Annotated in this window: 14 protein-coding genes and 14 pseudogenes; 11 read left to right on the forward strand and 17 right to left on the reverse strand. The window is 58.4% G+C overall.

Annotated features, from left to right (window positions below; genetic code table 11):
• The first annotated feature begins 216 nt into the window (after positions 1 to 216).
• Together QFZ91_RS28325 and QFZ91_RS28330 are read left to right on the forward strand one after the other, a co-directional pair.
• Positions 217 to 1,705: pseudogene (locus QFZ91_RS28325) on the forward strand (UvrD-helicase domain-containing protein).
• Positions 1,706 to 2,294: 589 nt separating this feature from the next.
• Entirely contained in the window at positions 2,295 to 2,636 is a 342-nt protein-coding gene (locus QFZ91_RS28330) for a hypothetical protein (RefSeq protein ID WP_429569112.1), read from the forward strand.
• On the opposite strand, the pseudogene QFZ91_RS28335 reads toward QFZ91_RS28330, so the two are convergent.
• The 4 genes and pseudogenes from QFZ91_RS28335 to QFZ91_RS28350 form a co-directional block, all read right to left on the reverse strand.
• A pseudogene (locus tag QFZ91_RS28335) lies at positions 2,629 to 3,201 on the reverse strand (DDE-type integrase/transposase/recombinase); the annotation flags it as partial. The gene QFZ91_RS28330 and the pseudogene QFZ91_RS28335 overlap by 8 nt on opposite strands.
• A complete protein-coding gene (locus QFZ91_RS28340) occupies positions 3,194 to 3,493 on the reverse strand; it encodes a group II intron maturase-specific domain-containing protein (protein WP_429524081.1) in 300 nt (99 codons plus the stop codon). The pseudogene QFZ91_RS28335 and the gene QFZ91_RS28340, both read right to left, overlap by 8 nt.
• A gap of 5 nt (positions 3,494 to 3,498) precedes the next feature.
• Positions 3,499 to 4,353, reverse strand: a complete 855-nt coding sequence (gene ltrA, locus QFZ91_RS28345; RefSeq protein WP_429557361.1) for a group II intron reverse transcriptase/maturase — start codon at positions 4,351 to 4,353, stop codon at positions 3,499 to 3,501.
• A 622-nt stretch (positions 4,354 to 4,975) separates the two neighbouring features.
• Positions 4,976 to 5,218 (reverse strand): annotated as a pseudogene (locus tag QFZ91_RS28350) (IS6 family transposase); the annotation flags it as partial.
• Positions 5,219 to 5,276: 58 nt separating this feature from the next.
• Here QFZ91_RS28350 and QFZ91_RS28355 point away from each other — a divergent pair.
• Positions 5,277 to 5,747, forward strand: a pseudogene (locus QFZ91_RS28355) (IS5 family transposase); the annotation flags it as partial.
• 29 nt (positions 5,748 to 5,776) lie between these two features.
• Here the strand turns inward: QFZ91_RS28355 and QFZ91_RS28360 are convergent.
• Positions 5,777 to 6,325, reverse strand: a complete 549-nt coding sequence (locus tag QFZ91_RS28360; protein WP_429569113.1) for a hypothetical protein — start codon at positions 6,323 to 6,325, stop codon at positions 5,777 to 5,779.
• A gap of 442 nt (positions 6,326 to 6,767) precedes the next feature.
• Between QFZ91_RS28360 and QFZ91_RS28365 the strand changes: the two genes are divergently transcribed.
• Complete coding sequence (locus QFZ91_RS28365) at positions 6,768 to 7,484, forward strand: IS6 family transposase (RefSeq protein ID WP_429569114.1); 717 nt, start codon at positions 6,768 to 6,770, stop codon at positions 7,482 to 7,484.
• A gap of 33 nt (positions 7,485 to 7,517) precedes the next feature.
• Here QFZ91_RS28365 and QFZ91_RS28370 read toward each other — a convergent pair whose 3' ends face one another.
• From QFZ91_RS28370 to QFZ91_RS28385, 4 genes and pseudogenes are all read right to left on the reverse strand, one after another.
• Positions 7,518 to 7,742, reverse strand: a complete 225-nt coding sequence (locus tag QFZ91_RS28370; RefSeq protein WP_429569115.1) for a hypothetical protein — start codon at positions 7,740 to 7,742, stop codon at positions 7,518 to 7,520.
• Complete coding sequence (locus tag QFZ91_RS28375) at positions 7,739 to 8,386, reverse strand: DsbC family protein (protein ID WP_429569116.1); 648 nt, start codon at positions 8,384 to 8,386, stop codon at positions 7,739 to 7,741. The genes QFZ91_RS28370 and QFZ91_RS28375 overlap by 4 nt, the downstream gene beginning before the upstream one ends.
• A gap of 335 nt (positions 8,387 to 8,721) precedes the next feature.
• The gene (locus QFZ91_RS28380) at positions 8,722 to 9,438 is read right to left on the reverse strand and encodes an IS6 family transposase (RefSeq protein WP_429569114.1); all 717 of its coding nucleotides are present in this window, start codon (positions 9,436 to 9,438) and stop codon (positions 8,722 to 8,724) included.
• A gap of 61 nt (positions 9,439 to 9,499) precedes the next feature.
• Positions 9,500 to 9,755, reverse strand: a pseudogene (locus QFZ91_RS28385) (IS6 family transposase); the annotation flags it as partial.
• Between the two features lie 48 nt (positions 9,756 to 9,803).
• Between QFZ91_RS28385 and QFZ91_RS28390 the strand changes: the two are divergent.
• A pseudogene (locus QFZ91_RS28390) lies at positions 9,804 to 9,969 on the forward strand (IS110 family transposase); the annotation flags it as partial.
• Positions 9,970 to 10,017: 48 nt separating this feature from the next.
• On the opposite strand, the gene QFZ91_RS28395 reads toward QFZ91_RS28390, so the two are convergent.
• Positions 10,018 to 10,605, reverse strand: coding sequence for a hypothetical protein (locus QFZ91_RS28395; RefSeq protein ID WP_429569117.1), 588 nt, complete (start codon positions 10,603 to 10,605; stop codon positions 10,018 to 10,020).
• 551 nt (positions 10,606 to 11,156) lie between these two features.
• Between QFZ91_RS28395 and QFZ91_RS28400 the strand changes: the two are divergent.
• From QFZ91_RS28400 to QFZ91_RS28415, 4 genes and pseudogenes are all read left to right on the forward strand, one after another.
• Positions 11,157 to 11,444, forward strand: a pseudogene (locus QFZ91_RS28400) (IS21 family transposase); the annotation flags it as partial.
• Between the two features lie 290 nt (positions 11,445 to 11,734).
• Positions 11,735 to 11,860 (forward strand): annotated as a pseudogene (locus QFZ91_RS28405) (IS6 family transposase); the annotation flags it as partial.
• A gap of 85 nt (positions 11,861 to 11,945) precedes the next feature.
• Positions 11,946 to 13,099, forward strand: a pseudogene (locus QFZ91_RS28410) (IS110 family transposase).
• 77 nt (positions 13,100 to 13,176) lie between these two features.
• Positions 13,177 to 14,499 (forward strand): IS5 family transposase, encoded by a 1,323-nt coding sequence (locus tag QFZ91_RS28415; protein WP_429522490.1) that lies wholly within the window; start codon positions 13,177 to 13,179, stop codon positions 14,497 to 14,499.
• 492 nt (positions 14,500 to 14,991) lie between these two features.
• Here QFZ91_RS28415 and QFZ91_RS28420 read toward each other — a convergent pair.
• Positions 14,992 to 15,717: pseudogene (locus QFZ91_RS28420) on the reverse strand (IS5 family transposase); the annotation flags it as partial.
• Positions 15,718 to 15,806: 89 nt separating this feature from the next.
• On the opposite strand from QFZ91_RS28420, the gene QFZ91_RS28425 reads away from it, so the two are divergent.
• Positions 15,807 to 16,529 (forward strand): IS6 family transposase, encoded by a 723-nt coding sequence (locus QFZ91_RS28425; RefSeq protein ID WP_429569118.1) that lies wholly within the window; start codon positions 15,807 to 15,809, stop codon positions 16,527 to 16,529.
• Positions 16,530 to 16,593: 64 nt separating this feature from the next.
• Positions 16,594 to 16,734, forward strand: a pseudogene (locus QFZ91_RS28430) (transposase); the annotation flags it as partial.
• On the opposite strand, the pseudogene QFZ91_RS28435 reads toward QFZ91_RS28430, so the two are convergent.
• From QFZ91_RS28435 to QFZ91_RS28460, 6 genes and pseudogenes are all read right to left on the reverse strand, one after another.
• Positions 16,735 to 16,908, reverse strand: a pseudogene (locus QFZ91_RS28435) (IS5/IS1182 family transposase); the annotation flags it as partial.
• Between the two features lie 301 nt (positions 16,909 to 17,209).
• On the reverse strand, positions 17,210 to 18,145 hold the full coding sequence (locus tag QFZ91_RS28440) for a hypothetical protein (protein WP_429569119.1): 936 nt from the start codon (positions 18,143 to 18,145) through the stop codon (positions 17,210 to 17,212).
• A 706-nt stretch (positions 18,146 to 18,851) separates the two neighbouring features.
• Entirely contained in the window at positions 18,852 to 19,157 is a 306-nt protein-coding gene (locus QFZ91_RS28445) for a hypothetical protein (RefSeq protein ID WP_429569168.1), read from the reverse strand.
• Positions 19,100 to 19,551: pseudogene (locus tag QFZ91_RS28450) on the reverse strand (IS6 family transposase); the annotation flags it as partial. The gene QFZ91_RS28445 and the pseudogene QFZ91_RS28450, both read right to left, overlap by 58 nt.
• Positions 19,552 to 19,625: 74 nt before the next feature.
• Positions 19,626 to 20,432 carry an IS5 family transposase gene (locus QFZ91_RS28455; RefSeq protein ID WP_429569120.1) on the reverse strand — a complete coding sequence of 269 codons (807 nt, stop codon included), beginning with the start codon at positions 20,430 to 20,432 and terminating at the stop codon, positions 19,626 to 19,628.
• A 42-nt stretch (positions 20,433 to 20,474) separates the two neighbouring features.
• Positions 20,475 to 21,216 (reverse strand): annotated as a pseudogene (locus QFZ91_RS28460) (IS6 family transposase).
• Positions 21,217 to 22,199: the final 983 nt, after the last annotated feature.

The following is a 22,199-nucleotide window of genomic DNA, read 5'->3' on the forward strand; positions in this document are numbered from 1 at the left end:
CAATGACTTGCATGGCGTGGCGGGGCAAAATTGGCGCGCTATATAATAGGTCGGGGATACGGGCTCACCGTACCACGAGACCGGGTTCCGAGATAACTGAACCGCATTATGGCCGGTGCGCTGCGAAAACTCATAATTGCTTCCGCCCCATGGAAACCACGAGCCTAGAACGTGCGGTCTGCTTCTGCGACCACGTCGCGAAGGTCTAAACCCGCAATGGCTCGTTTGATAAGACCAACGGCGCAGCAGCAGGCGATCGTCGACGCCGTCTCCACGGGCGGCAACATAAAGATCAAAGCGTACGCTGGCGCGGGAAAAACTTCGACGCTGCGTCTTGTCGCAGACCGTCTTTCACATCGGCGCGGTACCTATCTCGCATTCAACCGCGAAATCGCAGAACACGCGAGGCGCGGCTTTCCCCCAAACGTCGCATCAGGGACTGTCCACTCGCGTGCCTACAGATCTGTCTCATCTGCGCTTAGCGCTCGGGTGAATCTACCGGCAGAGCCGCCACAAGAACTCGCGGCCCGTTATGGCCTCGGTCCGGTCGAGGTACCACTCGTCACGGGCAAGATCGTCGAGATCACGCCATTTGAGATAGGTCGCATGATTGTCGACGGTCTTGGCAGATTCTGCCGTTCGGCTGACGACACACCGAACGCGCTTCACGTTCCGGTCGACGAGAAAATCGACGCGAAAGCGGCCGATTGGCTGCGAGACGGATTGCGTCCGTATGTCGGGCGTCTTTGGAGTGAGAGCATCGATCCCCGCGGCCGCAGTGCGATTATTCCTGACGTCTACCTGAAGGTCTGGGCGCAAACGGACCCGTGCATAGAATCTGATTTCATCCTGTTCGATGAAGCACAGGATAGCGACGGAGTGATGCTGTGGCTCCTTGATCGACAACGGCACGCGCAAATCGTCTTCGTTGGCGATCCATATCAACAGATATATGAATGGCGTGGTGCAGTTAACGCAATGGCGCAGATACATGCACCCGAATACGCCCTGACGGAGTCGTTCCGTTTCGGCCCCGCGATTGCCTCGCTGGCCAGTCGGCTGCTGGCTTTGATGGGCGAGCAAACACCCGTTCGCGGCCAGGAAGCGATCGGCTCGATCGGGGTTGAAGACCCGTCTGTCTCACCCCCCGTCGATGCCATCCTATGTCGCAAGAATGTGTCAGCGATCTGGCATCTTGCCGCAGGGGTAGAGGCAGGCCACAGACCGTCGATCCGCATGAGTTCAGCGGAAATCGTCGCGTATGCGGACGGCGCCGATGCACTGCTCGAGGGACGTCGTGCTTTCAGGCCTGCAGCGTTTTCCCTGTTTGAGACATGGAAGGACGCGCAGTCTTTCGCTCGCAGTGTGGCTGGTGCGGATCTGCTGCCGATCGTGCGAAACTGTGGACGAGTTGGGAACAGGTTATCTGCGCTCGTTGGCGCAACGGATAGCGCCCGAGACGGAGTCCGACTACGTTATCTCAACGGTGCACAGAGCCAAGGGTCTCGAATGGAAGCGGGTCAAGGTCGTCAATGATTTCTTGTTCAAGTACATCGACGGCCGTCTGACGGTCGAGGACGACGAACTGCGACTACTTTACGTCGCCTTCACACGCGCGCAGCACTTGCTGGATGTCTCGGATCTTCGCGAAGAACTTTTGCGGCTGCTTGCATCGCGACACAGTCCCCTATCGCCCTCGCAGTAGATCAGTGCGTCTCGGACGGGCTCTGCGGAATAAGCTCATAATCAACGAAGCCAATTCTGACCCGGTAGCGGCGCGGCTGACCGGGTCGGGTGACCGTCTCCGTAGCGGCGGTATCGCGAAAAATGGAGCCCACTGTCACGACGTGATCCCCTGGCTCAATGTACAGACAAACCTGCTGTGACGGGCGCAACTCCGCCGCGACGCGGCCGTCAACCTTAATCCGCGCGCTGCCCCCTGAGCCCAGGCTCCCGCTGTCGCACGTCACGATGATCTCCGTCGTCGCCGTCGCACTGGCGCGAATGCCGGGCTCGATACCTGCTCGGCTTCATTGTCTGAAACGGGTTGTGTCGCGCAGCCCGCGAGAAAAACGACTATGCAGCCTACTATGACGGCTTTCATGTTGGTCTTATCCGTTGTTATCAGTGGGTTAATCGTGGAAGGAGTATCGTTCCCCGTAGGGAGAATTAAAACACCCGGACGGCGACGCCGCGTCGATATTCCCTGACTTGAGCCCGCCATGTTGGGTCGCAATCGGACAGTTAGGCAGGAATCGACCTTGCTGGTCCTAGTCTCATCATTGGAGGTCGGAATGACTTACGGAAAACCAGACGAACTCCTTCGGTTGATCATCGGAAACCGTCCTCTGCCGAAAAACGACCTGGGTCACACCGCGCTGGATGACTTCGACCATTTCTGCGCCTACAGCGGCTGCCATCCGAACGACGCGTGGGCGAAGCTCGCCTATGTGACTGCGAGCCTGAGCCAGCGCCGCAAGTCGGTCAGTCCCCTCGACGAAGAGATGCAGAAGCAATGCGCTGACATTGCCATGCTGCTCAGGGAGCATTCTCCCGGCACCACGGCAGGGCTTTGTCAAGTTGACGAACGTAGACTGTACGCGCACCCGGTAATGGTAGTTATCCTTATTAAATAGCCTTACCGATTGAGGCAGTTCCAGTCCAACCGTACCATGTGGCGAAGCGTTCCTGGAGCTCGGCACGGTGACTTGCCGCTTTCATTCGATGTCTGGGTAAAGCAAAGTGCTGCCGGATCGGGCCGAACCGTGAGAGAAACGCCTGAGCGCGACGCGCATCGCGAAAGCCGAGCATCTGGCGTTTGCGTCTGCGGGTCGGCTGGTGGCTATTCTCGGCGCGGTTATTCACGCGCGCAACCGCCTTGACGAAAACGTGCTTCACGTGAGCGAGCTCTGGAATCTCGGACTTCGCTGCCGGATAGCTGCGTAGCTGGTCAGTGACGATCCTGCGCGGCACCGGGTTTGATCGCAGCACTCGCTGGAAGAAGCGCTTGGCTACGGCCTTGTCGCGTCGTTTTTGCACCAGAACGTCGAGTTCAGTGCCATGCTCATCGACCGCGCGCCACAACAGATACGGCTCCCCGCGCAGCGTCACGAACAGGTAAGTAGGCCCGGGGGATTTCACCCCGAGCCTCTCGCAGAACCGTGCGTAAACCTCTCGATTTACACGGCTCCCGTTATCCAACCTTTACTCCCAGAAACTGCCAGTGCACAAACTGTCGTCGGTACGCCTCCCTCATCTTGTGCAACCACTCGTCGCTACGACGTTTATGCCGTCGTAGTGTTTTGTACTTGCACCGGGCCCAGCGGGCGAGCTTGCGGTCCAGATACCGACCGAGCCCCTGCATGGCAGTCCGATAGAAAGCCCCGTAATAGTTCCACCAGCTTCGTATCGTGGGATTGCATTGATCGGCCAGTTCGACCAGTGACCTGAACGTCTGACGAGGTAGCCGCCACCCCCGCACTGTCTGTCTCATCCGTTTCAGGGCACATCACGACTCACGCCGGGCAGGAAGCTCGTTGAGAGTTGCCCAGACCGGGTCATCACCCTTCGCGGACGAAACTGGAAACCCAGAAATGTGAAGGTCACATTCGGGTAGGCTTGAGTACGGCTTCGGCCCTTGCAATACACGATGCTTGACTTTTCAGGATGCATCTCCAACCCACATTCCGCCAGCCGCGAGGCAATGGCATGCATGACCTCCTGCGCCTGCGCCTCGCTGCGGCAATGGACCACCGCATCATCGGCATGACGCGCAAAGGGACATTGCGGGAAGTGGCGCTGCATCCATGTGTCAAGCGCATAGTGCATGAACAGATTCATCAGCATCGGACTGACCACTCCGCCCTGAGGTGTACCACGCACCCTCGGCAATCTGGTTCCGTCCGCAGTCTCAAACGGCGCAGTCAGCCACCGCTCGATATACAGCAGCATCCAGTCCGCCTTGCTGTGCCTACGCACCGCCTTGAGCAGGAGGCCATGATCAATCTGATCGAATGCCGCCTTGATGTCAAACTCAACAACCCAGTCGTATTTCCAGCAGCGCTCACGGGTTACCGAAACTGCATGTTTCGCCGACCTCCCAGGCCGGTACCCATAGGAATCTTTATGGAATATCGACTCGAGTATCGGCTCGATCATGAGCTTGACAACCGTCTGGGCCAATCGATCTGACACGGTGGGCACGCCCAGCTTTCTGGTACCGCCCTTGGCTTTCGGTATCTCAACCTGCTTCACCGGTGGCGGGAAATACGAGCCCGACGCCATCCGGTTCCACAACTTGTACAGATTGCCAGACAGGTTCTGCTCGAACATGGCGATCGTTTCATCGTCCACGCCTGCAGCACCCCGGTTGGCCCTCACCAGCTGATACGCTTCCCACACCGTGCGCTTCGCAATGCAATAGGTTTTGTTGATGTCACGTCACTCATCCCCGCAAAGCAGGTTGGCGACTTTCGTCAACGGGATAACGCTACCCCTTCGCTCCACCGTCATTACAACGGCTTCAACACTACTATGGGCAGCTCCGCCCCTCACTGTGGCATCGGTATTCTTCCTCATGGTGTCTGCCACTTGTCATTTCCCTGTACATCCACAGCAAGCTTCTCACGTTCCATACCGAAGCCTGTGGTGAGCTCATGCCGCCTTTACGCCGGCTGCCGTCAGGTCCGTAAGCAGGTCCCCTCCTGACTGATCCCGGAGCGACGAGATGGCCCCGGTTTTGACAGCGCTTTAACATCTTAACGACGCATCATCGAACGGTTTGCTTGCGCTCATCTTCTCAACACATATACCTGCCATCCTTCATGGATGACTTTTCCGCGGTCGCTCACCACCGCGCCTTTTGAACGCAGCAGCACCGGCCGGTTTGGAGCCTGTTCCTGCAAGCCGACTCCGGGAGGCCAACTCCCATCTTCCGTACAGCACCACAAGCTTTCGCTTGTGTTCGTGACACACTCTCATCCAGATGCCATGTGTTGCCCCGCTTGCGCCGCGCCGTCTTTGCACGCTGGGCGAATTCAGCGCCGAACTTGTCGCACCAGCAACGGATTGTTTCGTACCTGACGACGACACCACGCTCGAGCAACAACTCCTCGATATCGCGCAGGCTCAGGCTGAACCGGAAATACCAGCGAACCGCGCAGCTGATGACGATGGCAGGGAAGCGGTGACCGTGATAAAGCGACTTTCTTTTCTTCATCGCTTCATTCTACCCCCGCTCCTGCGTCAACCTGACAGAGCCCCAGTGTTTCCAGTCCCCGGGGGGCCAGGAAACCGGCCCCATCCCGACAGACCGGGGGAAGCTCGGGTCGAAACGGCACATCGTTGTAGACGCGCGCAGCATTCCACTGGCCATCACGGTCACGGGCGCCAACCGACACGACTCGATGGCATTCGAGCCCACGCTCGATGCCATTCCGGCAGTCTCGGGTCTGAATGGACAGCCCCGCAAACCCCCGGGCAAGTTGCATGCGGACAAGGGCTATGACTTTGCCCGCTGTCGGCGTTACCTGAAGCAGCGCGGAATCACGGCCCGTATTGCCCGTCGCGGCGTGGAAAGCAAGGAGCGGCTCGGGCGGCATCGCTGGGTGGTCGAGCGCACGCATGCATGGTTTGCCGGTTTCGGCGAACTGCGCATTCGTTTCGAACGGCGTCTCGACATTCGTAGTGCTTTGCTTTCCTTGGCTGCTGCCGTTATCTGCTCGCGCTTCGTTGATGACTTGTGTTAGCGGCTCTAAGCCAGAGCCGAGATTAGCTCTCACTTCGAGTCGACGGCGAACTTGCCGCTTTCGATCCGCGTGAAGGGATCTGAGGCGCTTGAGATCACGCAATTAAAGGGCTTGTCCTCATTGATGATCAGGAAGGTGCTCGTTGGGTCCTTGAACTCCAGCGACATGGAAAAGAGGACGTAGTCATCCGGAACAGGCGAAGGTCTGAAGGCTCCGAATGCATATTTCTCTTCAATCCCGAGTGGATGTAAATCGACAGTCAGCTCCAGCGGCTGGGTGCTCACCGGCGAAGGGAAGGTCGACTTCGCCGATTGTTCGTCGCCGACTACGTCGTACTTGGTCGCGACCTTCATGTCGTGATAGTGAGTGGCCGGTTCGCTCAGTTTCTTGGCGCAGAACGCCCTGTGTTCCATGCTGGGATCTGGAGAACCATTTCCGAGCACGCTATCGATGTATTTCAGTACGACGAATGCTTCGCCACTTTTTCCAGCCGCATGAACTGGCCCCGACATCGTTAGTGCGGTCGCGAAGATGGCTGTCGTCAGAAAATGGGATGCCGCACGTCTAACGCTCATCATGTGCCTTCCTTTCGAACTGTCCAAACATGTAAAAGCAAATACACTATTACCTGTACGTGTGTTATCCACGCCATAGGTGAATGCAGTGTGTGCTGGTCATGCACGGATCGTGACGGTGCTGTTCTCCCGTCTTCTGGAATGCAGAAGGTGTGGAACTGGGCCTCAAAGATCCCGGGATCGAACAGCGATGATCGTGCCAACAGCCAGATAACCGCGCGGATCGATATTCCTCGTTTGTAAGCGACGAACAAAGTCGACAATGAAGACGCGGAAGGTCGTCAGTGCGACACTCCGCGTCTATCGTTTTCTGTCCAATGAGAAAAGATGACGGTATTCAGATCTATAAAGATTATTTCGACCACGCTACCTATTTGGGCACTGGTGCAAATATAGCCGACGAATGGGTTAGAGTTGTCGGAACAAAACGAACCGACGAGCCGCGATGAGCAAGCTGAAAAGTCCGGAGAAGTTGTTCGGCGGACGCCATTTTGATCGGGAGATCATCCTGTGCGTTCGCTGGTACCTGCGCTACAAGCTCAGCTTTCGCGATCTGGTCGGGATGATGGCCGAACGGGGATTGTCGCTGGCTCACACGACGATTCTGCGCTGGGTGAGGCGTTATACACCCGATTTCGTCAAACGCTGGAACCGCTTTGCTACACCTGCGGGTCGCTCGTGGCGTGTCGATGAGACCTACCTGAAGATTCGCGGCAGGTGGGTCTACCTGTACCGGGCAGTGGATCGGGCTGGCCAGACGGTGGACTTCGTGCTCAGAGCCCGACGCGACGTGGCTGCGGCCAAAGCTTTTTTCAGCAAGGCCATCAAGCGTCAGGGCCAGCCGCCGGAGACCATCACGCTCGACGGCTATGCCGCCTCGCACCGCGCGGTGCGCGAAATGAAGACCGATGGTCTGCTGCCTGAAGACACGAAGGTGCGGTCCTCAAAATATCTGAACAACGTGATCGAGCAAGACCATTGCCACATCAAGTCCAGAACGAACGTGATGCTTGGGTTCAAGCGATTCTGGAGCGCCGCGACCACGATTTCAGGAATCGAGTTGACGCATCGCATTCGCAAGGGGCAGTTCGATCTCGCAAAGCTCGGCCTCAAGCAGGCCGCTGCGCCCGCCGTATGGAATGCGGTCCTGTTTGATCGATAAGCCTTCCCACCTATATGAACTTTTTCAACCCGCTTACCTATTTGCACCAGAACCCCCGAGAACCAGTTCGATTACTACCGCCGCGAAAATCACATAGAACGATGCGGCGATGATCAGCGGCGCCAAGGGACCGAGGTCACCAGCTGTCAGCATCATGAAGACAGCCGTGGCGACCAGCGTGACGACGCTGACGTGCAGCGCCGTATGGCGACCGGGCGCCGCAACGGAGCCAAGAAGGCGAAATTTGAGCGTGCTCATTTGGATGCCGTCAGGTTTGCATGGGACTTGGTCAGCTGCGCCTCGATGCGGGCAGTGGGCGTCATCCCAGGGACAAGGGTTCCGTCCTCGAAGACTAGGGCCGGAACGCCGTTGATATTCCACTTCTCGCCGAAACTGAGGTTGCGGGCGATCGGGTTATCGCAGGTGGGCTGATCCGGCTGATGGCGTGAGTGGAGATAGTCGCGCCATGAAGAGATCAGGCGCGCTGAGCGCTTTTTATAGTCCGCTTCCGGGGCCGCATCGAGCGGCGGGCCCGAAAAACCATCACGTGCAAGGTCTTGATATTTGGTCCATGCTGCCGCCCGATCCGACCGGCACCAGACTGCCTCCGACACGCCGTGCGCGTTCGGATGCAACTGGGCGAGCGGGAACGGGAAGATATAGATCGTGACGTCCTTCAGCTCGGTGAGTTCGCCATCGAGGCGTCGGCAATAAGGACAGTCGGGGTCCGAGAAGACGTAGAGCTTTCGCGAACCGTTACCGAACCGGATTGCATCCTTCAGGTTGAGTTGTGCAACATCGATCTTGGGGCGGTTCTCCCGCTCGAGCGCTTGCGTCAGATTCTGCTTCGTCCGCAGATTGCTGACGTTGCCAGTATTCAGGACAGAGAAGTCGTCACGCACAAAAAAGACTTCACTGCCCTTGACGACGGACCAGAACCCAGGGATCGGCGGCTGGATCTTGGCACCCTGAGCGGCGTGCGAAACGCTTGACCGGCTCCTCCGGGAAACCGGGGTGAGCGAGTGTCGCGTAGCCCGCGATAAGGAGCGCGGCGGTGAGTTTGGAAATGCTTCGCATGGATCTGGTTGCTCCGGTTGGTGCCATAAGTGGCGATTGAACTTTTGGACGGGTTCGGTTTTTGAGACGAAATTCCATCTCCGGTGTGGTGTCGAACGGTGGCACGGGTTCTGGTGCAAATAGGTAAGCGGGTTGAAAAAGTTCATATAGGTGGGAAGGCTTATCGATCAAACAGGACCGCATTCCATACGGCGGGCGCAGCGGCCTGCTTGAGGCCGAGCTTTGCGAGATCGAACTGCCCCTTGCGAATGCGATGCGTCAACTCGATTCCTGAAATCGTGGTCGCGGCGCTCCAGAATCGCTTGAACCCAAGCATCACGTTCGTTCTGGACTTGATGTGGCAATGGTCTTGCTCGATCACGTTGTTCAGATATTTTGAGGACCGCACCTTCGTGTCTTCAGGCAGCAGACCATCGGTCTTCATTTCGCGCACCGCGCGGTGCGAGGCGGCATAGCCGTCGAGCGTGATGGTCTCCGGCGGCTGGCCCTGACGCTTGATGGCCTTGCTGAAAAAAGCTTTGGCCGCAGCCACGTCGCGTCGGGCTCTGAGCACGAAGTCCACCGTCTGGCCAGCCCGATCCACTGCCCGGTACAGGTAGACCCACCTGCCGCGAATCTTCAGGTAGGTCTCATCGACACGCCACGAGCGACCCGCAGGTGTAGCAAAGCGGTTCCAGCGTTTGACGAAATCGGGTGTATAACGCCTCACCCAGCGCAGAATCGTCGTGTGAGCCAGCGACAATCCCCGTTCGGCCATCATCCCGACCAGATCGCGAAAGCTGAGCTTGTAGCGCAGGTACCAGCGAACGCACAGGATGATCTCCCGATCAAAATGGCGTCCGCCGAACAACTTCTCCGGACTTTTCAGCTTGCTCATCGCGGCTCGTCGGTTCGTTTTGTTCCGACAACTCTAACCCATTCGTCGGCTATATTTGCACCAGTGCCACGAAGACTTCGTCCAGATGCCATGTGCGGCCAGGCTTGCGGCGAGCAGCTTTGACGCGATGTGCGAAGCCCGCGCCGAATTTGTTGCACCAGCGGCGGATCGTCTCGTAACTGACAACGACACCGCTCGAACAGCAGTTCTTCAATATCACGCAGGCCAAGTTGGAACCGGAAATACCACCGAACCGCGAGACCAATGATTGCCGCCGGGAACCGGTGGCCGTGATAAAGCGATTTTCTTTTCTTCATCGTGACATCTTACGTGACTACCTCGCCAACGTGACAGTGCCCGCCCTCGGCGTCCACTATCTCGGCCAGTCCCAACTGGGGACCGACGCACAGGCGTTGGTTCAGTACGTTCTCATTTGATAGCACGTGGCAGCAACTGGCGTTCAACGAGCATCGGCGCGCGTTTGAAGACCGGCTCGCCCAGTGCGAGCTGTTGGAACTGGCATTGCACGAAGAGCGGCTCAACCATCACCCATTTCGTGGTAAGTGGGCGGCGGGTAGATCAAACGTCGCTTACCTCTTCTTCGTTCGATCGTTGAGCGATCTGGCCGTCCAGCACTTCTATCCGGAACGGGCCACGGACTCCCGTTGAAAATTCGGCCGCCGCGGCCAAGGCGCGTTCGAGTCTGACGTCTGGCCGCATCGGCACACCGACGGTGGTATGCAGTGAGCCCAGCGCCGCCTGTTCGCCGCTACCACAGGCATCGAAGTTCACGGCGCATTCAGCAACCTGATAATCGTCGCAAATCCGGAAGATGCGCCCCATGTACCCAACCAGAAAAGTGCCAGCCGATTCGCGTTCGCCGTCCTTGCGCGCGAACCCACCGCGGGTAAAGCACGCGCGTACCGCCTCAATGAACGTCGTGCACATGAAGGCGAACACATCGGTGCCCTCAGGGCGCGGCGCGACGGTCAGACTATGGCCCAGAAGCTGCCCCATCCTGAAGGATGTGGTGAAGCCGATCAGGAACGGTCCCACCCGATAAATCTTGGGGTCGGCGCGCACGGTGATGGCCCCTCTCCCCGATCCTGCCGAATCCGCACCCATGTAAACCTTCTTGCCATCTGTCAGCGCCACAATGCAGGTCATGCTGCCTCCGTAGGTGTTGCCCGATAGAACGCGACGCGCACGCCCTCGCACGGCTCAGCCGTGGTCGAATCCATGCAAGTACGCCCATTGCCGCCCAGAACTGCCTCGCGGTTCCATGACGTCCCGCCGGCGGGCGTCACCCCCCCGTGACGCCCGCCTTCTTGACCGTGTAGGGCGTGCGCAAACATGCTGGCTGTGATTGCAGCACCGTGAGATCTGATTTCGTGTTCAATCCTCATTCAATCCACTCCTAATGACTCACGAGAAGCAAAGAGCAAAAGTCGAGCCAGCACCACTGGGGGCGCCACTTTGGCCGGTCGTTGACGTTTGTTTCGGCCGGTGGTGAGGAGTCGGAGGCGGCGTAGCCGCCGGAGAAGACGGCCCACCGTCGGCGCCGCGTCGGCGGGGCAATAGGATGGCTGATCGATTCTTAAAGAAGAAGCGGTCAGCACATGTCTGGAACCCGCATCACCGACCAACAGGTTCGCCTCTACATAAACAAGCGCAAGGACCATCCGCAGGAACTCGCGGCCGCGAAGGCAGGAATATGCGTGCGCATCTACGGCGATCGGCTCGACTGTTACCTGTCCGGCGTGCTGGTCCACAGCACCGCTCGGGGCTCACGTGCGCACGACAACCGCCACGCGCTCGATTACCGCCACTTCATTGACGCCCTGAAGCGCAAATCCCAGGCATTCAAGGGGCTCGCGTTTCGTGACGCACTGTTCCCGAGTTAGGCTTACCGCAGAACCTGGGAGCAACTCGATGCCAGCCTGTCACAACGCGACGCATGCAAGACGATGGTCAGTCTGCTTGAGTTCGCGGGCCTGCACGGCGTGGGGCCGTACTGGCAGGGAAGCTTCATCCGAACGACAACTACCCCGTTGGGCCGCGGTCGAATTCAATGCCCGCGATGGTGCGAGTTTTGAGATGTGGAGCGGTAAGCGTTCGGACAAATCGCAGCAGGTTGCGCGGTGGCCATTCAGTGAGCCTGTGCACGAGGTAGACGTACGGCTCAAGGTCGCTGGCGCTGCATACGAGCACGACTTAGTCAACGGGGGCCGGCCATCTCCGTGTGCAGTGACGCATTTCCTCCAATCGGGCCGACGGTTGTAGGAAATGTTGGGTTGCGGACAAACGGTGGGCGCTTTTCAAGCGGGTGCTGCGCTCAAACCCGATACCCCGCAAGATCGTTACCGACCATTTGCGCAGCTACCCGGCGGCCAAAGCCAAAATCCCGGAGCTGGCGAGCCTAGATGCTATGTGGGAGGGCAGAGACAGAAAGCCCGACTGGAGTAAAACGGGACTTGCACACTCGTTTTCTCCGAAGGAGCACGCAAATGGATACGCCTGACACCGCCCTCCGTGGGCAGAATACGACGGCAGGTGGCTGCCTGTACATGGCGTTTGAACTGGGCGAGAAGAACTGGAAGCTCTCACTGGGTGATGGCCAGCGCGCGCCCAGCCGCTGTACGGTTGCCGCCGGCGATGCCACGGCGGTTCTCACCGCCATCGCCAACGCCAGGGCGCGTGGCCATCTCGGCGCCGACGCACCCGTCTACAGCTGTTACGAAGCAGGCCGCGACGGTTTCTGGCTGCACCGCTGGCTGGCTGAACAGGGCATCGTCAATCTCGTGGTCGATTCGGCCAGCATCGAGGTGAACCGCCGTGCGCGTCGCGCCAAGACAGACCGGCTTGACAGCGACAAGCTGCTGTCGATGCTCATGCACTATTACGCGGGCGAGCGGCGTGTGTGGGCGGTGGCACGCATTCCCACGCCCGAGCAGGAAGACGACCGCCGCCTGCACCGCGAGCTCGAACGCCTGCGCAAAGAGCAGACCGCGCACACTAACCGGATCCGTTCCCTGCTGGTACTGCACAACCTTCGGGTCAAGTCCGTCGGCGGTCGCATCTGGACGCACTGGTGGCCCCTATATGGCGGAAGATGACAACCCGTCAGCGCGAGTTGCTGGCGCCCGGTCTGCGCGCCGAAATTGACCGCGAATGTGAGCGGCTCGCGCTGGTGCGCCGGCAGGTCCGCCTGCTCGAAGTGGAGCAGAACCGGCAGGTGCGTAGCAGCGCACATCCCGGCATGGCGCTGCTCGCACAGCTTGCCGGCATCGGTGCAGGCAGCGCGTGGACCCTCGTCAGGGAACTGTTCGGCTGGCGGCAGTTTCGCAACCGCCGCGAAGTGGCCGGCTGCCTGGGCCTCACGCCCACGCCGTACGCCAGTGGCACCAGCGACGTTGAACTCGGTATCAGCAAGGCGGGCAACCGGCGATGTCGCTGGCTGATGGTCGAGCTCGCCTGGAGCTGGCTGCGCCTGCAGCCCGGCAGCCAGCTCAGCCACTGGTTCAACGAGCGCTTTGCCGGCGGCGGCAAGCGGATGCGGCGCATCGGTATCGTCGCGCTCGCACGCCGTCTGGCAATCGCCCTGTGGCGCTATCTCGTCGAGCCTGATCAATTCGGAGAGCCTTGCGTGGCAGAGCTTTGAGGCCGAATTGGTGTTGTGAGATTTGCAGGATCCTGGCACATTAACGTGAGAATCCTGCATTTTTCGACGAGGTGCGAATGGGTCCGAAGACGCCTGTGACGGAGGGAGATTTTTTCCGCCAGCCGCTGCGCGAACAGATCAACCTGAAGCATCCGTTGATACGTTTGGCCGACCTGATCAACTGGGAGCGACTGGGCGCATCAATGAGCGAAAGCTTTGTATCGCGCAAGGGACGACCGGCGACATCGCCGAGGCTGATCGCCGGGTTGCTGTATTTGCAGCACGCGTTCGACCTGTCCGACGAAGAGGTCGTCTGGCAATGGGTAGAGAACCCGTACTGGCAGGTGTTCACCGGCGAGACCTACTTGCAGACCGAACCTCCGATCGACCCATCGAGCCTGACGCGTTGGCGCAAGCGAATGGGCGAAGCCGGCGTTGAAGAGTTGCTGGCCGAAACGATCGAAGCAGCAAAACGCGCTGGCGTGATCAAGGCTTCGAGCGTCAAGCGCGTGATTGTTGATACGACCGTCATGGAGAAGGCGATCGCCCACCCAACCGATTCGCGCCTGCTCGAACGGTGTCGCGAACATCTGGTGAAAGCCGCGGCACGGCACGGTCTGAAACTGAGGCAGAACTACAACCGCGAGGCGCCGCATCTGGCGCTGCAGATTGGCCGCTACGCTCACGCGAAACAGTACAAACGCATGAGGAAAGCGCTGCGCACGCTGCGCTCGCGCGTTGGACGGGTGATGCGCGATGTGGAGCGGCAGGTCAACCAGGTGGCCGACCTAGGCTGCGCTGAATTAACGGAACTGATCGCCCGCACGAGACGCATTCTGGCGCAGAAGCCGAAGGACAAGAACAAGCTTTATGCGCTGCATGCACCGGAAGTCGAGTGCCTGGCCAAGGGCAAGGCGCGCAAGCCGTACGAGTTCGGGGTGAAAGTTTCGATCGCGACGACCCACAAGGAAGGACTGGTGGTTGGCATGCGCTCGATGCCAGGCAATCCGTACGACGGGCACACCCTGGCTGAAGCGCTGGAGCAGGCGGCAATCCTGTGCGACGCCACGCCGGAGGTCGCCATCGTCGACCGTGGCTACAAGGGTGTCGCCGTCGATGGTGTGAAGATCTACCACCCGGGCTTGCGGCGGGGCATTACACGCGGACTACGCGCGATGATCAGACGGCGCAGCGCAATCGAGCCAGCAATCGGTCACATGAAGACAGACGGAAAACTCGATCGCAACTGGCTCAAGGGTGCGCTCGGCGACGCGATGCACGCGGTGATGTGCGGCGCAGGACACAATCTACGGATGATCCTCAGGAAGCTGCGGCTTCTTTGCGCCTTCATTCTGACCGCCTTGTTCAACCACCGACTTGCTCGGCTTCAATCCCCGTAACTACGGTGCTCGGCAAAACGAATTGTTCAGGACGGACTATCTCGAGTACGGCGAGATCCCCGTCGGGGCGATACGCAAACCGCGCGATGCCAATACGTGAGGGTCTCAATGACTGAATGAAATCGGATGCAGCAACAGCATGTAAAGGTCAACGCGCCCGAAACACGCTCGGGCTACCCATCGCGGGTGGCCGTTTCCCTAGATGGGGCGCGTCGGTAACAGGGTAGCTCCAGCGCTTCGCGCATGCGGCATGAGGTGACCGGCCTGCCAGGCCGGCACGGATAGAAGGTCGACCCGGCACTGACCGGTCAACAGACGCCCTGACCTGAATGACATTGACATGCCGGGCTGCAACAAGGTTCACGCGATGAGCGTCAATACCGCCCTTTACGCAACGGTCTCTACGGCCAGTCTGCGTCTGCTCATGGTAGGTGACCGCGCAGGCTGGCCATAGAGACCGGATAAGGAGATTTACTTCGGATAGCTGAATGTTTAGAACCGGGCTTGACTTTCAGTTCCCCATAGAAGAGGGTGTTCGGCACTTTTGCTAAGGGTTGCAAAGTGAACAAGCATAAGCACGGAGAAGACGACGAAGTGCAAGCCAGCCAGAGTTTCGGGCAATCGCTCGTAGTCTCTCGCGAGTCGGCGGAAGCGGTTGAGCCAGCCGAAGCTGCGCTCGACCACCCAGCGGCGCGGCCACAGCACGAAGCCTTTTTTCGCCTCCAGCAGCTTGATGACCTGACGTTCAATCCCCTCGTCAAGCGCCGCCTGTGCGGGCTCTTCGCCGGTATATCCCTGATCCGCGAACGCCACCTTGACCGTCTGGCCCGTGGCCTGCTGAACCTGACGCGCCAGTTCTCCAACCTGCGCGCGCTCCTGCTCGTTGGCCGGCGTCACATGCACCGCGAGCAGTTGTCCCAACGTGTCCACCGCCATATGTACCTTGCTGCCTTTCTTGCGTTTGTATCCGTCGTAGCCTGCGCGTGCGCCGCTTTCGCACGTCGACTGCAGCGTACGGCCGTCGAGGATGACCGCGCTGGGTTGACCACGGCGGTCCTGGGCGACCCGGAGGATCGAACGCAAATCGCTCACCATGGCCTCGAAGCAGCCCGCCTGAATCCAGCGTTGCGTCTGCTGGTAGACCAGTTCCCACGGCGGAAAATCATTGGGCAACAAACGCCACGGGGCACCGGCACGTACGATCCAGCGCAGCGCGTGGTTCTGTCGCGCCAAGGCACTGAGCTAGAATTGGGTTCTGTTGCAGTAAGGCCCACGTTAAAATTGGGTAGGAATTTTTGAACTGTGCGATGAAGAAGACGAAGACACCGCGAACCACACTCGCGCCGGGCCTGGCCAAGGTCCTGAAGCGCCTTCACTACCCGCTTGAAGTGATTTTTCTGTGCGTGCGATGGTACGTGGCCTATTCGCTGAGTTTGCGCAATCTTGCGGAAATGATGGACGAGCGTGGTATCGCGGTGGATCATTCGACGGTGTACCGCTGGGTCATCAAACTGCTGCCGCTCTTCCAAAGGAGCTTCCACAAGCACAAGCGTCCGGTTGGGAAAAGCTGGCGAATGGACGAGAGCTATATCAAAATCAAAGGCGAGTGGAAATATCTTTACCGGGCAGTGGACAAGGCGGGCGACACGGTCGACTTCCTGCTCAGGGCCAGGCGGGACAAGGTCGCTGCCCGGCGGTTCTTTGAAAAGGCGATCGCCCATAATGGTACGCCAGAGACCGTGACCATCGACAAAAGCGGCTCCAATCTGGCCGCACTGGATGCGGTGAATGCCGATCGCGAGACGCCGATCAAGGTCCGTCAGATCAAGTACCTGAACAACATTGTTGAACAGGACCATCGGGCTATCAAACGCCGGACCCGGCCGATGCTGGGATTCAAGAACTTCCACCGTGCGAGGGTCATTCTCGGCGGCATCGAGGTAATGCACATGATCAGGAAGGGACAGATGAAATGTGCGGGCAAAGACCCGTCGTCTACTTCCCGGCAGTTTTACTCCCTTGCGTCATAAGCAATACTTACCAGATCGACATTTCTCGTCCCGACACCCTTACTGCAACAGAACCGCCGCGATCGGCGACCCCGCCATGTTCCGCTCTGACCGGGAATTTGCCGCATGGCTCGGCCTAGTTCCACGACAAACCGGAACGGGCGGTCGCATCCGACAGCTTGGCCTGAGTAAAAGAGGTAACACCTACCTCCGAACGCTACTGATGAGGTGAGGTGGCCGGTCGACCCTTGCGTGAGACGAAGCTCGCGCTCATCGACGCATTCAAACCATCCCAGTTGATCAGATCGGCCAGACGCACCAGCGGATGCTTCAGGTTGATCTGCTCGCGCAGAGGATGCCGGAACAAATGGCCTTCGCTCACCGCTGTCTTCGGACCCATCCAGACCTCGACATGCAGGAAACAACCCATAATCTGCCAGGTTCCTGCAAATGCATCAACAACATTCAGCTTCAAACGCTTGCTGCACAAGGCGCTTCGAGTTTTTCAGGGCCGACTAATTCATAGTGGCGGTGATCGCGGCAATGAGGCCAAAAATTAGCCTCAAACCGCCGAAAGAACGTTGAATTCGCGTTGAGAATGCACAATGCGAAAGTTTGCGATCGGCGGGCGCGTAAATCGAGGAGCGCCGCTTCCGCCGGGGGGTGTATTTCCGCAACCTGTTAAGGGACTCGGTCGGTTCTCAGTTCATCGATTCGGTAAACTGAATTGACGGCATCGCGCCTTCTGTGGCGGTACATTTTCCCAAGTACAAGTTATTAGTTTCCCCGGTTGTCCCGCCATACAAACACTTTGGTGCATATGTGGTTCCGTCGTTTACTTGCAGATTTACTGTAATCGACGTTTTTGGCTTAAAAGATAATTTCGAAGCATTTCCGTTACCGAAAATGTTAAATTCAGACTGACTCCAGCCTTGAGCGATATCAAGGGTGTCGTCCGGCTGGCTTACGGTGTAGGCACTACCCATATACGTGAGTATTACGGTATCGGTTGCGCCCGAACCGGGCGTCGAGACATACCCCGCCAAGGTCGTCAAGCCGAGATTGCCCACGGGAATGGCTGGCGCCGCAAGAGTGGGACTGTTTTTGTAGCATCCATCCGCAGCCTTTTCCCATCCAGCGGGGCACGGACGATGTACATCGTCGTTATTCGTCAGCAATATCCAGTCCTGTATATATATTTGTGGCCCTTCAGGAGTTACACCCTGAGGCCCAGGCTGCGAAGGATAAGTAGAAGAATAGACGAATTGTTGCCACACTTCACAATCCGGATGAAATCCGTTCTGTGCACAATAGGATGCATTAGCGCGAGGATGGTTAGTATTGAGTTGAAGCGAATAACCCTTGGCATCGTCCACAAGACCGCTTACAACGGTTCCCGGGAAGCTCCCAATTGCTGAGGTCGTGAGCCCCTCGGTCTGTGCCATATAACCCCTCCCGTTCCCTGTGAATGCGGCCATATCCTCTGCGGAATCGGCATTATCGTCTGTAATATGCTCACTTTGACTCATTCGTTTCTTTCTCATCGTTTCGACGGGAGACGCATGTTTCGCGGTAGGATGCTGAACGGATGCCATTGCGCACGGCGCTTCCTTCCATGTGGCGTCGGGATAAGACATCCGGTAGCATCCTGCCTTAGGAGGAGGCCCCATTTGTCGTACTGACTCTCGCCAATTTGCTTGCTGTTCCTTCGACGCCTGTGTATAAGGCGATTTTGTGTCAGTCTCCGAGGTAGGCGATTGAGCATAAACGACAGACGTTGACCAAGCTGTGCTCAGGACGATGACCGTCATGACGGCCAGCGCCCTATGATCCTTGGATGTATTGAATTTCTTGAGTGATAGCATATATTTTTGAATTTGATTTCTCTACGATGGAGCAGGAAGTCAAGCTCCGTCGGATCTGTGCGTTACGGAACGTTCTCTACGGCCCGCCCGCTGCCCTCCCACATAGCATCTAGTCATGGAAGGTGACCGCGCAGGCTGACCGTAGGAGCGGCCGAGTGGATTTACTTCGCATAACAGAATTCCTAGTTTCCTCTCTCCCAGCTCAAAAAGCACGGACGGCGGCCACTTGCCGTCTTATTCTGCCCACGGAGGGCTGTGTCAGGCGCATCCATTTTCGTGCTTCCCTGCCGTTTTCATCAGTTGCGCTCGGCTGTTTCGCAAGAGTCGCCGCACTGGCGCGCCTCCGCTCAACATCACGTGATGATAGAGCACCGAAATAAAAGCGTAACACCTGACCCTTACCGCCAACGTGACCAGACTATCTCAGTATTCCCGTCGAATTTTGTCCGAGCGGCTGCAAGGATGCAAGCAAATCAGATCAATAAAACTGATGTTGCGGCTCGCATTTTCTGATAACGGTTTTTCGCAGAAGCCCTAATATGTCCACTAATTCGGCAAGCGGTGCGGCCGCGACCGGATGCGCGGCGGGCGGTGTCATGGTCGGCGTGACGACCGGCTGGAGAGCGGCCGGAACGTGAATCGCCGCAGGCACGCGATACACCACCGCTTCGGGTTCTGTTGCAGTAAGGGTGTCGGGACGAGAAATGTCGATCTGGTAAGTATTGCTTATGACACAGGGGAGTAAAACTGCCGGGAAGCAGACGACGGGTCTTTGCCCGCACATTTCATCTGTCCTTTCCTGATCATGTGCATTACCTCGATGCCGCCGAGAATGTGACCCTCGCACGGGAGAAGTTCTTGAATCCCAGCATTGGCCGGGTCCGGCGTTTGATGGCCCGATGGTCCTGTTCGACAATGTTGTTCAGGTACTTGATCTGACGGACCTTGATCGGCGTCTCGCGATCGGCATTCACCGCATCCAGTGCGGCCAGATTGGAGCCGCTTTTGTCGATGGTCACGGTCTCTGGCGTACCATTATGGGCGATCGCCTTTTCAAAGAACCGCCGGGCAGCGACCTTGTCCCGCCTGGCCCTGAGCAGGAAGTCGACCGTGCCGCCCGCCTTGTCCACTGCCCGGTAAAGATATTTCCACTCGCCTTTGACCTTGATATAGCTCTCGGGTATTGTCAACTTGTTCGATGAACGGACGAGCAGAGGTGTTATCGAACGGGAGTTCCCCCGCTTAGAGAGTGTTAGGCACTTTTGCTAAGGGTTGCAAAGTGAACAAGCATAAGCACGGAGAAGACGACGAAGTGCAAGCCAGCCAGAGTTTCGGGCAATCGCTCGTAGTCTCGTGCGAGTCGGCGGAAGCGGTTGAGCCAGCCGAAGCTGCGCTCAACCACCCAGCGGCGCGGCAACAGCACGAAGCCTTTTTTCGTCTCCGGCAGCTTGATGACCTGAAGTTCAATCCCCTCGTCAAGCGCCGCCTGTGCGGGCTCTTCGCCGGTATATCCCTGATCCGCGAACGCCACCTTGACCGTCTGGCCCGTGGCCTGCTGAACCTGACGCGCCAGTTCTCCAACCTGCGCGCGCTCCTGCTCGTTGGCCGGCGTCACATGCACCGCGAGCAGTTGTCCCAACGTGTCCACCGCCATATGTACCTTGCTGCCTTTCTTGCGTTTGTATCCGTCGTAGCCTGCGCGTGCGCCGCTTTCGCACGTCGACTGCAGCGTACGGCCGTCGAGGATGACCGCGCTGGGTTGACCACGGCGGTCCTGGGCGACCCGGAGGATCGAACGCAAATCGCTCACCATGGCCTCGAAGCAGCCCGCCTGAATCCAGCGTTGCGTCTGCTGGTAGACCAGTTCCCACGGCGGAAAATCATTGGGCAACAAACGCCACGGGGCACCGGCACGTACGATCCAGCGCAGCGCGTTGAACATCTCGCGCAGTTCGTAGCGGCGCTGTGGTGCGTCCTTGTTCATCAAGGTCAGGTACGGAGCGGCGAAGTACCACTCTTCATCCGATACATCCGTTGGGTAGGGCCTGCGTTTTTTCATTCCGCCAGGATACCAGGTCCGACATAAAGTGCCTAACACCCTCTACGCCGCCCAGCGGGCGCACGAGGCCCTTTCCCAGGCCGCGATGGCCTGGGAAAGGGCCTCACGTTTGTGCTCAGCGTTGCGGTGGTAGCGGCAACCCATGAACAGGTTTGAAACCTGTCCTTCTATCGAAGTGAACTGCTGAAGCTGGCGCGCGGATTTGAAACGCCGCATCACCTTCTCGCGAACCCGCGTCGGCTCGTGCGAATTCTCCGCCCGGTTGTTCAAGCCCTTGTGCTGCCGGTGATCAACGTTCTTCAGGCCAATCTCGTCGTTCGCCGCCTTGTAGCTACGCAGCTTGTCCGTCACAATCACACGCGGGCAGCTCGAATCTCTTGAGCAGCTTGCACATCAGCCGCCTGGCCGCCGTCTTGTCGCGTCGGCTCTGCACCAGCACGTCAAGCAGCTTACCGTGCTGGTCTACAGTGCGCCACAGCCAGTGCTTACTGCCGTTGATCGACACGACCATTTCATCCAGATGCCACTTGTCGCCGTGCCCGAGCGCGGTTCGGCGAATCCGTTTCGCGATTCCCTGGCCGAAGTGCGTCGACCATTTGCGCACCGTTTCGTACGTGATCTCGATGCCGCGCGCGACCACCATCTCCTCGACCATGCGCAAACTCAGCGGAAACCGGTAATACAGCCACACCACATAGCTGATCACGTCGGGCGGAAACCGATAGCCCTTGAACGATACCGGCTCGTCGGCCAACGGCAAAACGGAAATAGATGCTTTCTTCATGCCCCATTATGCCCGACGATCTCCCTCGCCAAGTTGATAATCATTGAAAGGCCTCCTGGCCGCCCCAGAAAAGGGGGCGGCCAGGGTCTAGAGTTGAGATGCAGCCCTCAACCGACCCTTTCAGGAGAGAGGGTAGCCACGTTTCCTCTCGAAAGCGCGGCCCCCGAAGAACGCAGCATGCGACTTTCATCGCACTGCGCTCGCGCACAGCATTAAGCGTCGCACGGACGCCGGTCTCGAAAGCTGCACGAGCCCTTCGCAAGCATCACATTGTTGATTCGCCTCATCGCCGAGACGAAGGGCGCTGAACCGTAACGATATCGGTCTCTCACAAGCTTCCCTCCAGTGAATCTCTAACATGGACCTGCGACAACTGCACCACGCGGAAGTCTGCACCCTTTCAGGTCGAGGCAAATCTTGAACCCCTATGTGGCCGACTACAGGTCACCATTCGCTTTCTCCGCGTTCTCTTACCCGCTTCTCCGACAGTTTCCCTCGCGAGTCACCTGCTACCGGTCCGATGCCCTGAACTGACAGCGAAGAATCGGGCTTACCACGTTCCCAATCTTGCCGACGCAACTAAGATACCCATGCGCCTGTCCGTTTAGCGTCCGCTTCTCCCCCGGTAGCGCTCGCGACGACGTGCCCCGATTCAGCAGCAAGGCAACCGGCTATCTACCTTTTTGGTTTGAGCCTCCCAGCAGCTTTGGCTCGTCACTTCTTACGAGGGTTGTACAGCGATTCACTTAGGTTACGCCTGCTGCCCCTACACCGCACGGCTGCTGGCAGTGTCGATTCCTACCGTGTCGCCACGGTGAACCGTCTTCTGAAGGGTACGTTGTCTCCGGAGCTTCGAACCCGATCGTTACCAATCGCGCACGTCCAGATAGGCAACTGCTGGTCGTACAGCAGGTCACAGCTCAGTCGGTGTTTCGACACCGAGTGTGACAAGGCAAGAAAGAGCTTTGCCGTCTACTACGTTC

The sequence above is a fragment of the Paraburkholderia sp. JPY419 genome (genome assembly GCF_050435705.1).
Lineage (GTDB): Bacteria > Pseudomonadota > Gammaproteobacteria > Burkholderiales > Burkholderiaceae > Paraburkholderia > Paraburkholderia youngii.

Excerpts from the sequence above, each read along its gene's own strand:
- QFZ91_RS28370 (WP_429569115.1), bottom strand. The coding sequence starts at position 7,742 with ATGAGCACGCTCAAATTTCGCCTTCTTGGCTCCGTTGCGGCGCCCGGT.
- QFZ91_RS28395 (WP_429569117.1), bottom strand. The coding sequence starts at position 10,605 with ATGACCTGCATTGTGGCGCTGACAGATGGCAAGAAGGTTTACATGGGT.
- QFZ91_RS28445 (WP_429569168.1), bottom strand. The coding sequence starts at position 19,157 with ATGTGCGGGCAAAGACCCGTCGTCTGCTTCCCGGCAGTTTTACTCCCC.
- QFZ91_RS28330 (WP_429569112.1), top strand. The coding sequence starts at position 2,295 with ATGACTTACGGAAAACCAGACGAACTCCTTCGGTTGATCATCGGAAAC.
- QFZ91_RS28455 (WP_429569120.1), bottom strand. The coding sequence starts at position 20,432 with ATGAAAAAACGCAGGCCCTACCCAACGGATGTATCGGATGAAGAGTGG.
- QFZ91_RS28340 (WP_429524081.1), bottom strand. The coding sequence starts at position 3,493 with ATGAGACAGACAGTGCGGGGGTGGCGGCTACCTCGTCAGACGTTCAGG.
- QFZ91_RS28440 (WP_429569119.1), bottom strand. The coding sequence starts at position 18,145 with ATGTCTTATCCCGACGCCACATGGAAGGAAGCGCCGTGCGCAATGGCA.
- QFZ91_RS28415 (WP_429522490.1), top strand. The coding sequence starts at position 13,177 with ATGGGTCCGAAGACGCCTGTGACGGAGGGAGATTTTTTCCGCCAGCCG.
- QFZ91_RS28425 (WP_429569118.1), top strand. The coding sequence starts at position 15,807 with ATGAAGAAGACGAAGACACCGCGAACCACACTCGCGCCGGGCCTGGCC.
- QFZ91_RS28360 (WP_429569113.1), bottom strand. The coding sequence starts at position 6,325 with ATGATGAGCGTTAGACGTGCGGCATCCCATTTTCTGACGACAGCCATC.
- QFZ91_RS28365 (WP_429569114.1), top strand. The coding sequence starts at position 6,768 with ATGAGCAAGCTGAAAAGTCCGGAGAAGTTGTTCGGCGGACGCCATTTT.
- QFZ91_RS28380 (WP_429569114.1), bottom strand. The coding sequence starts at position 9,438 with ATGAGCAAGCTGAAAAGTCCGGAGAAGTTGTTCGGCGGACGCCATTTT.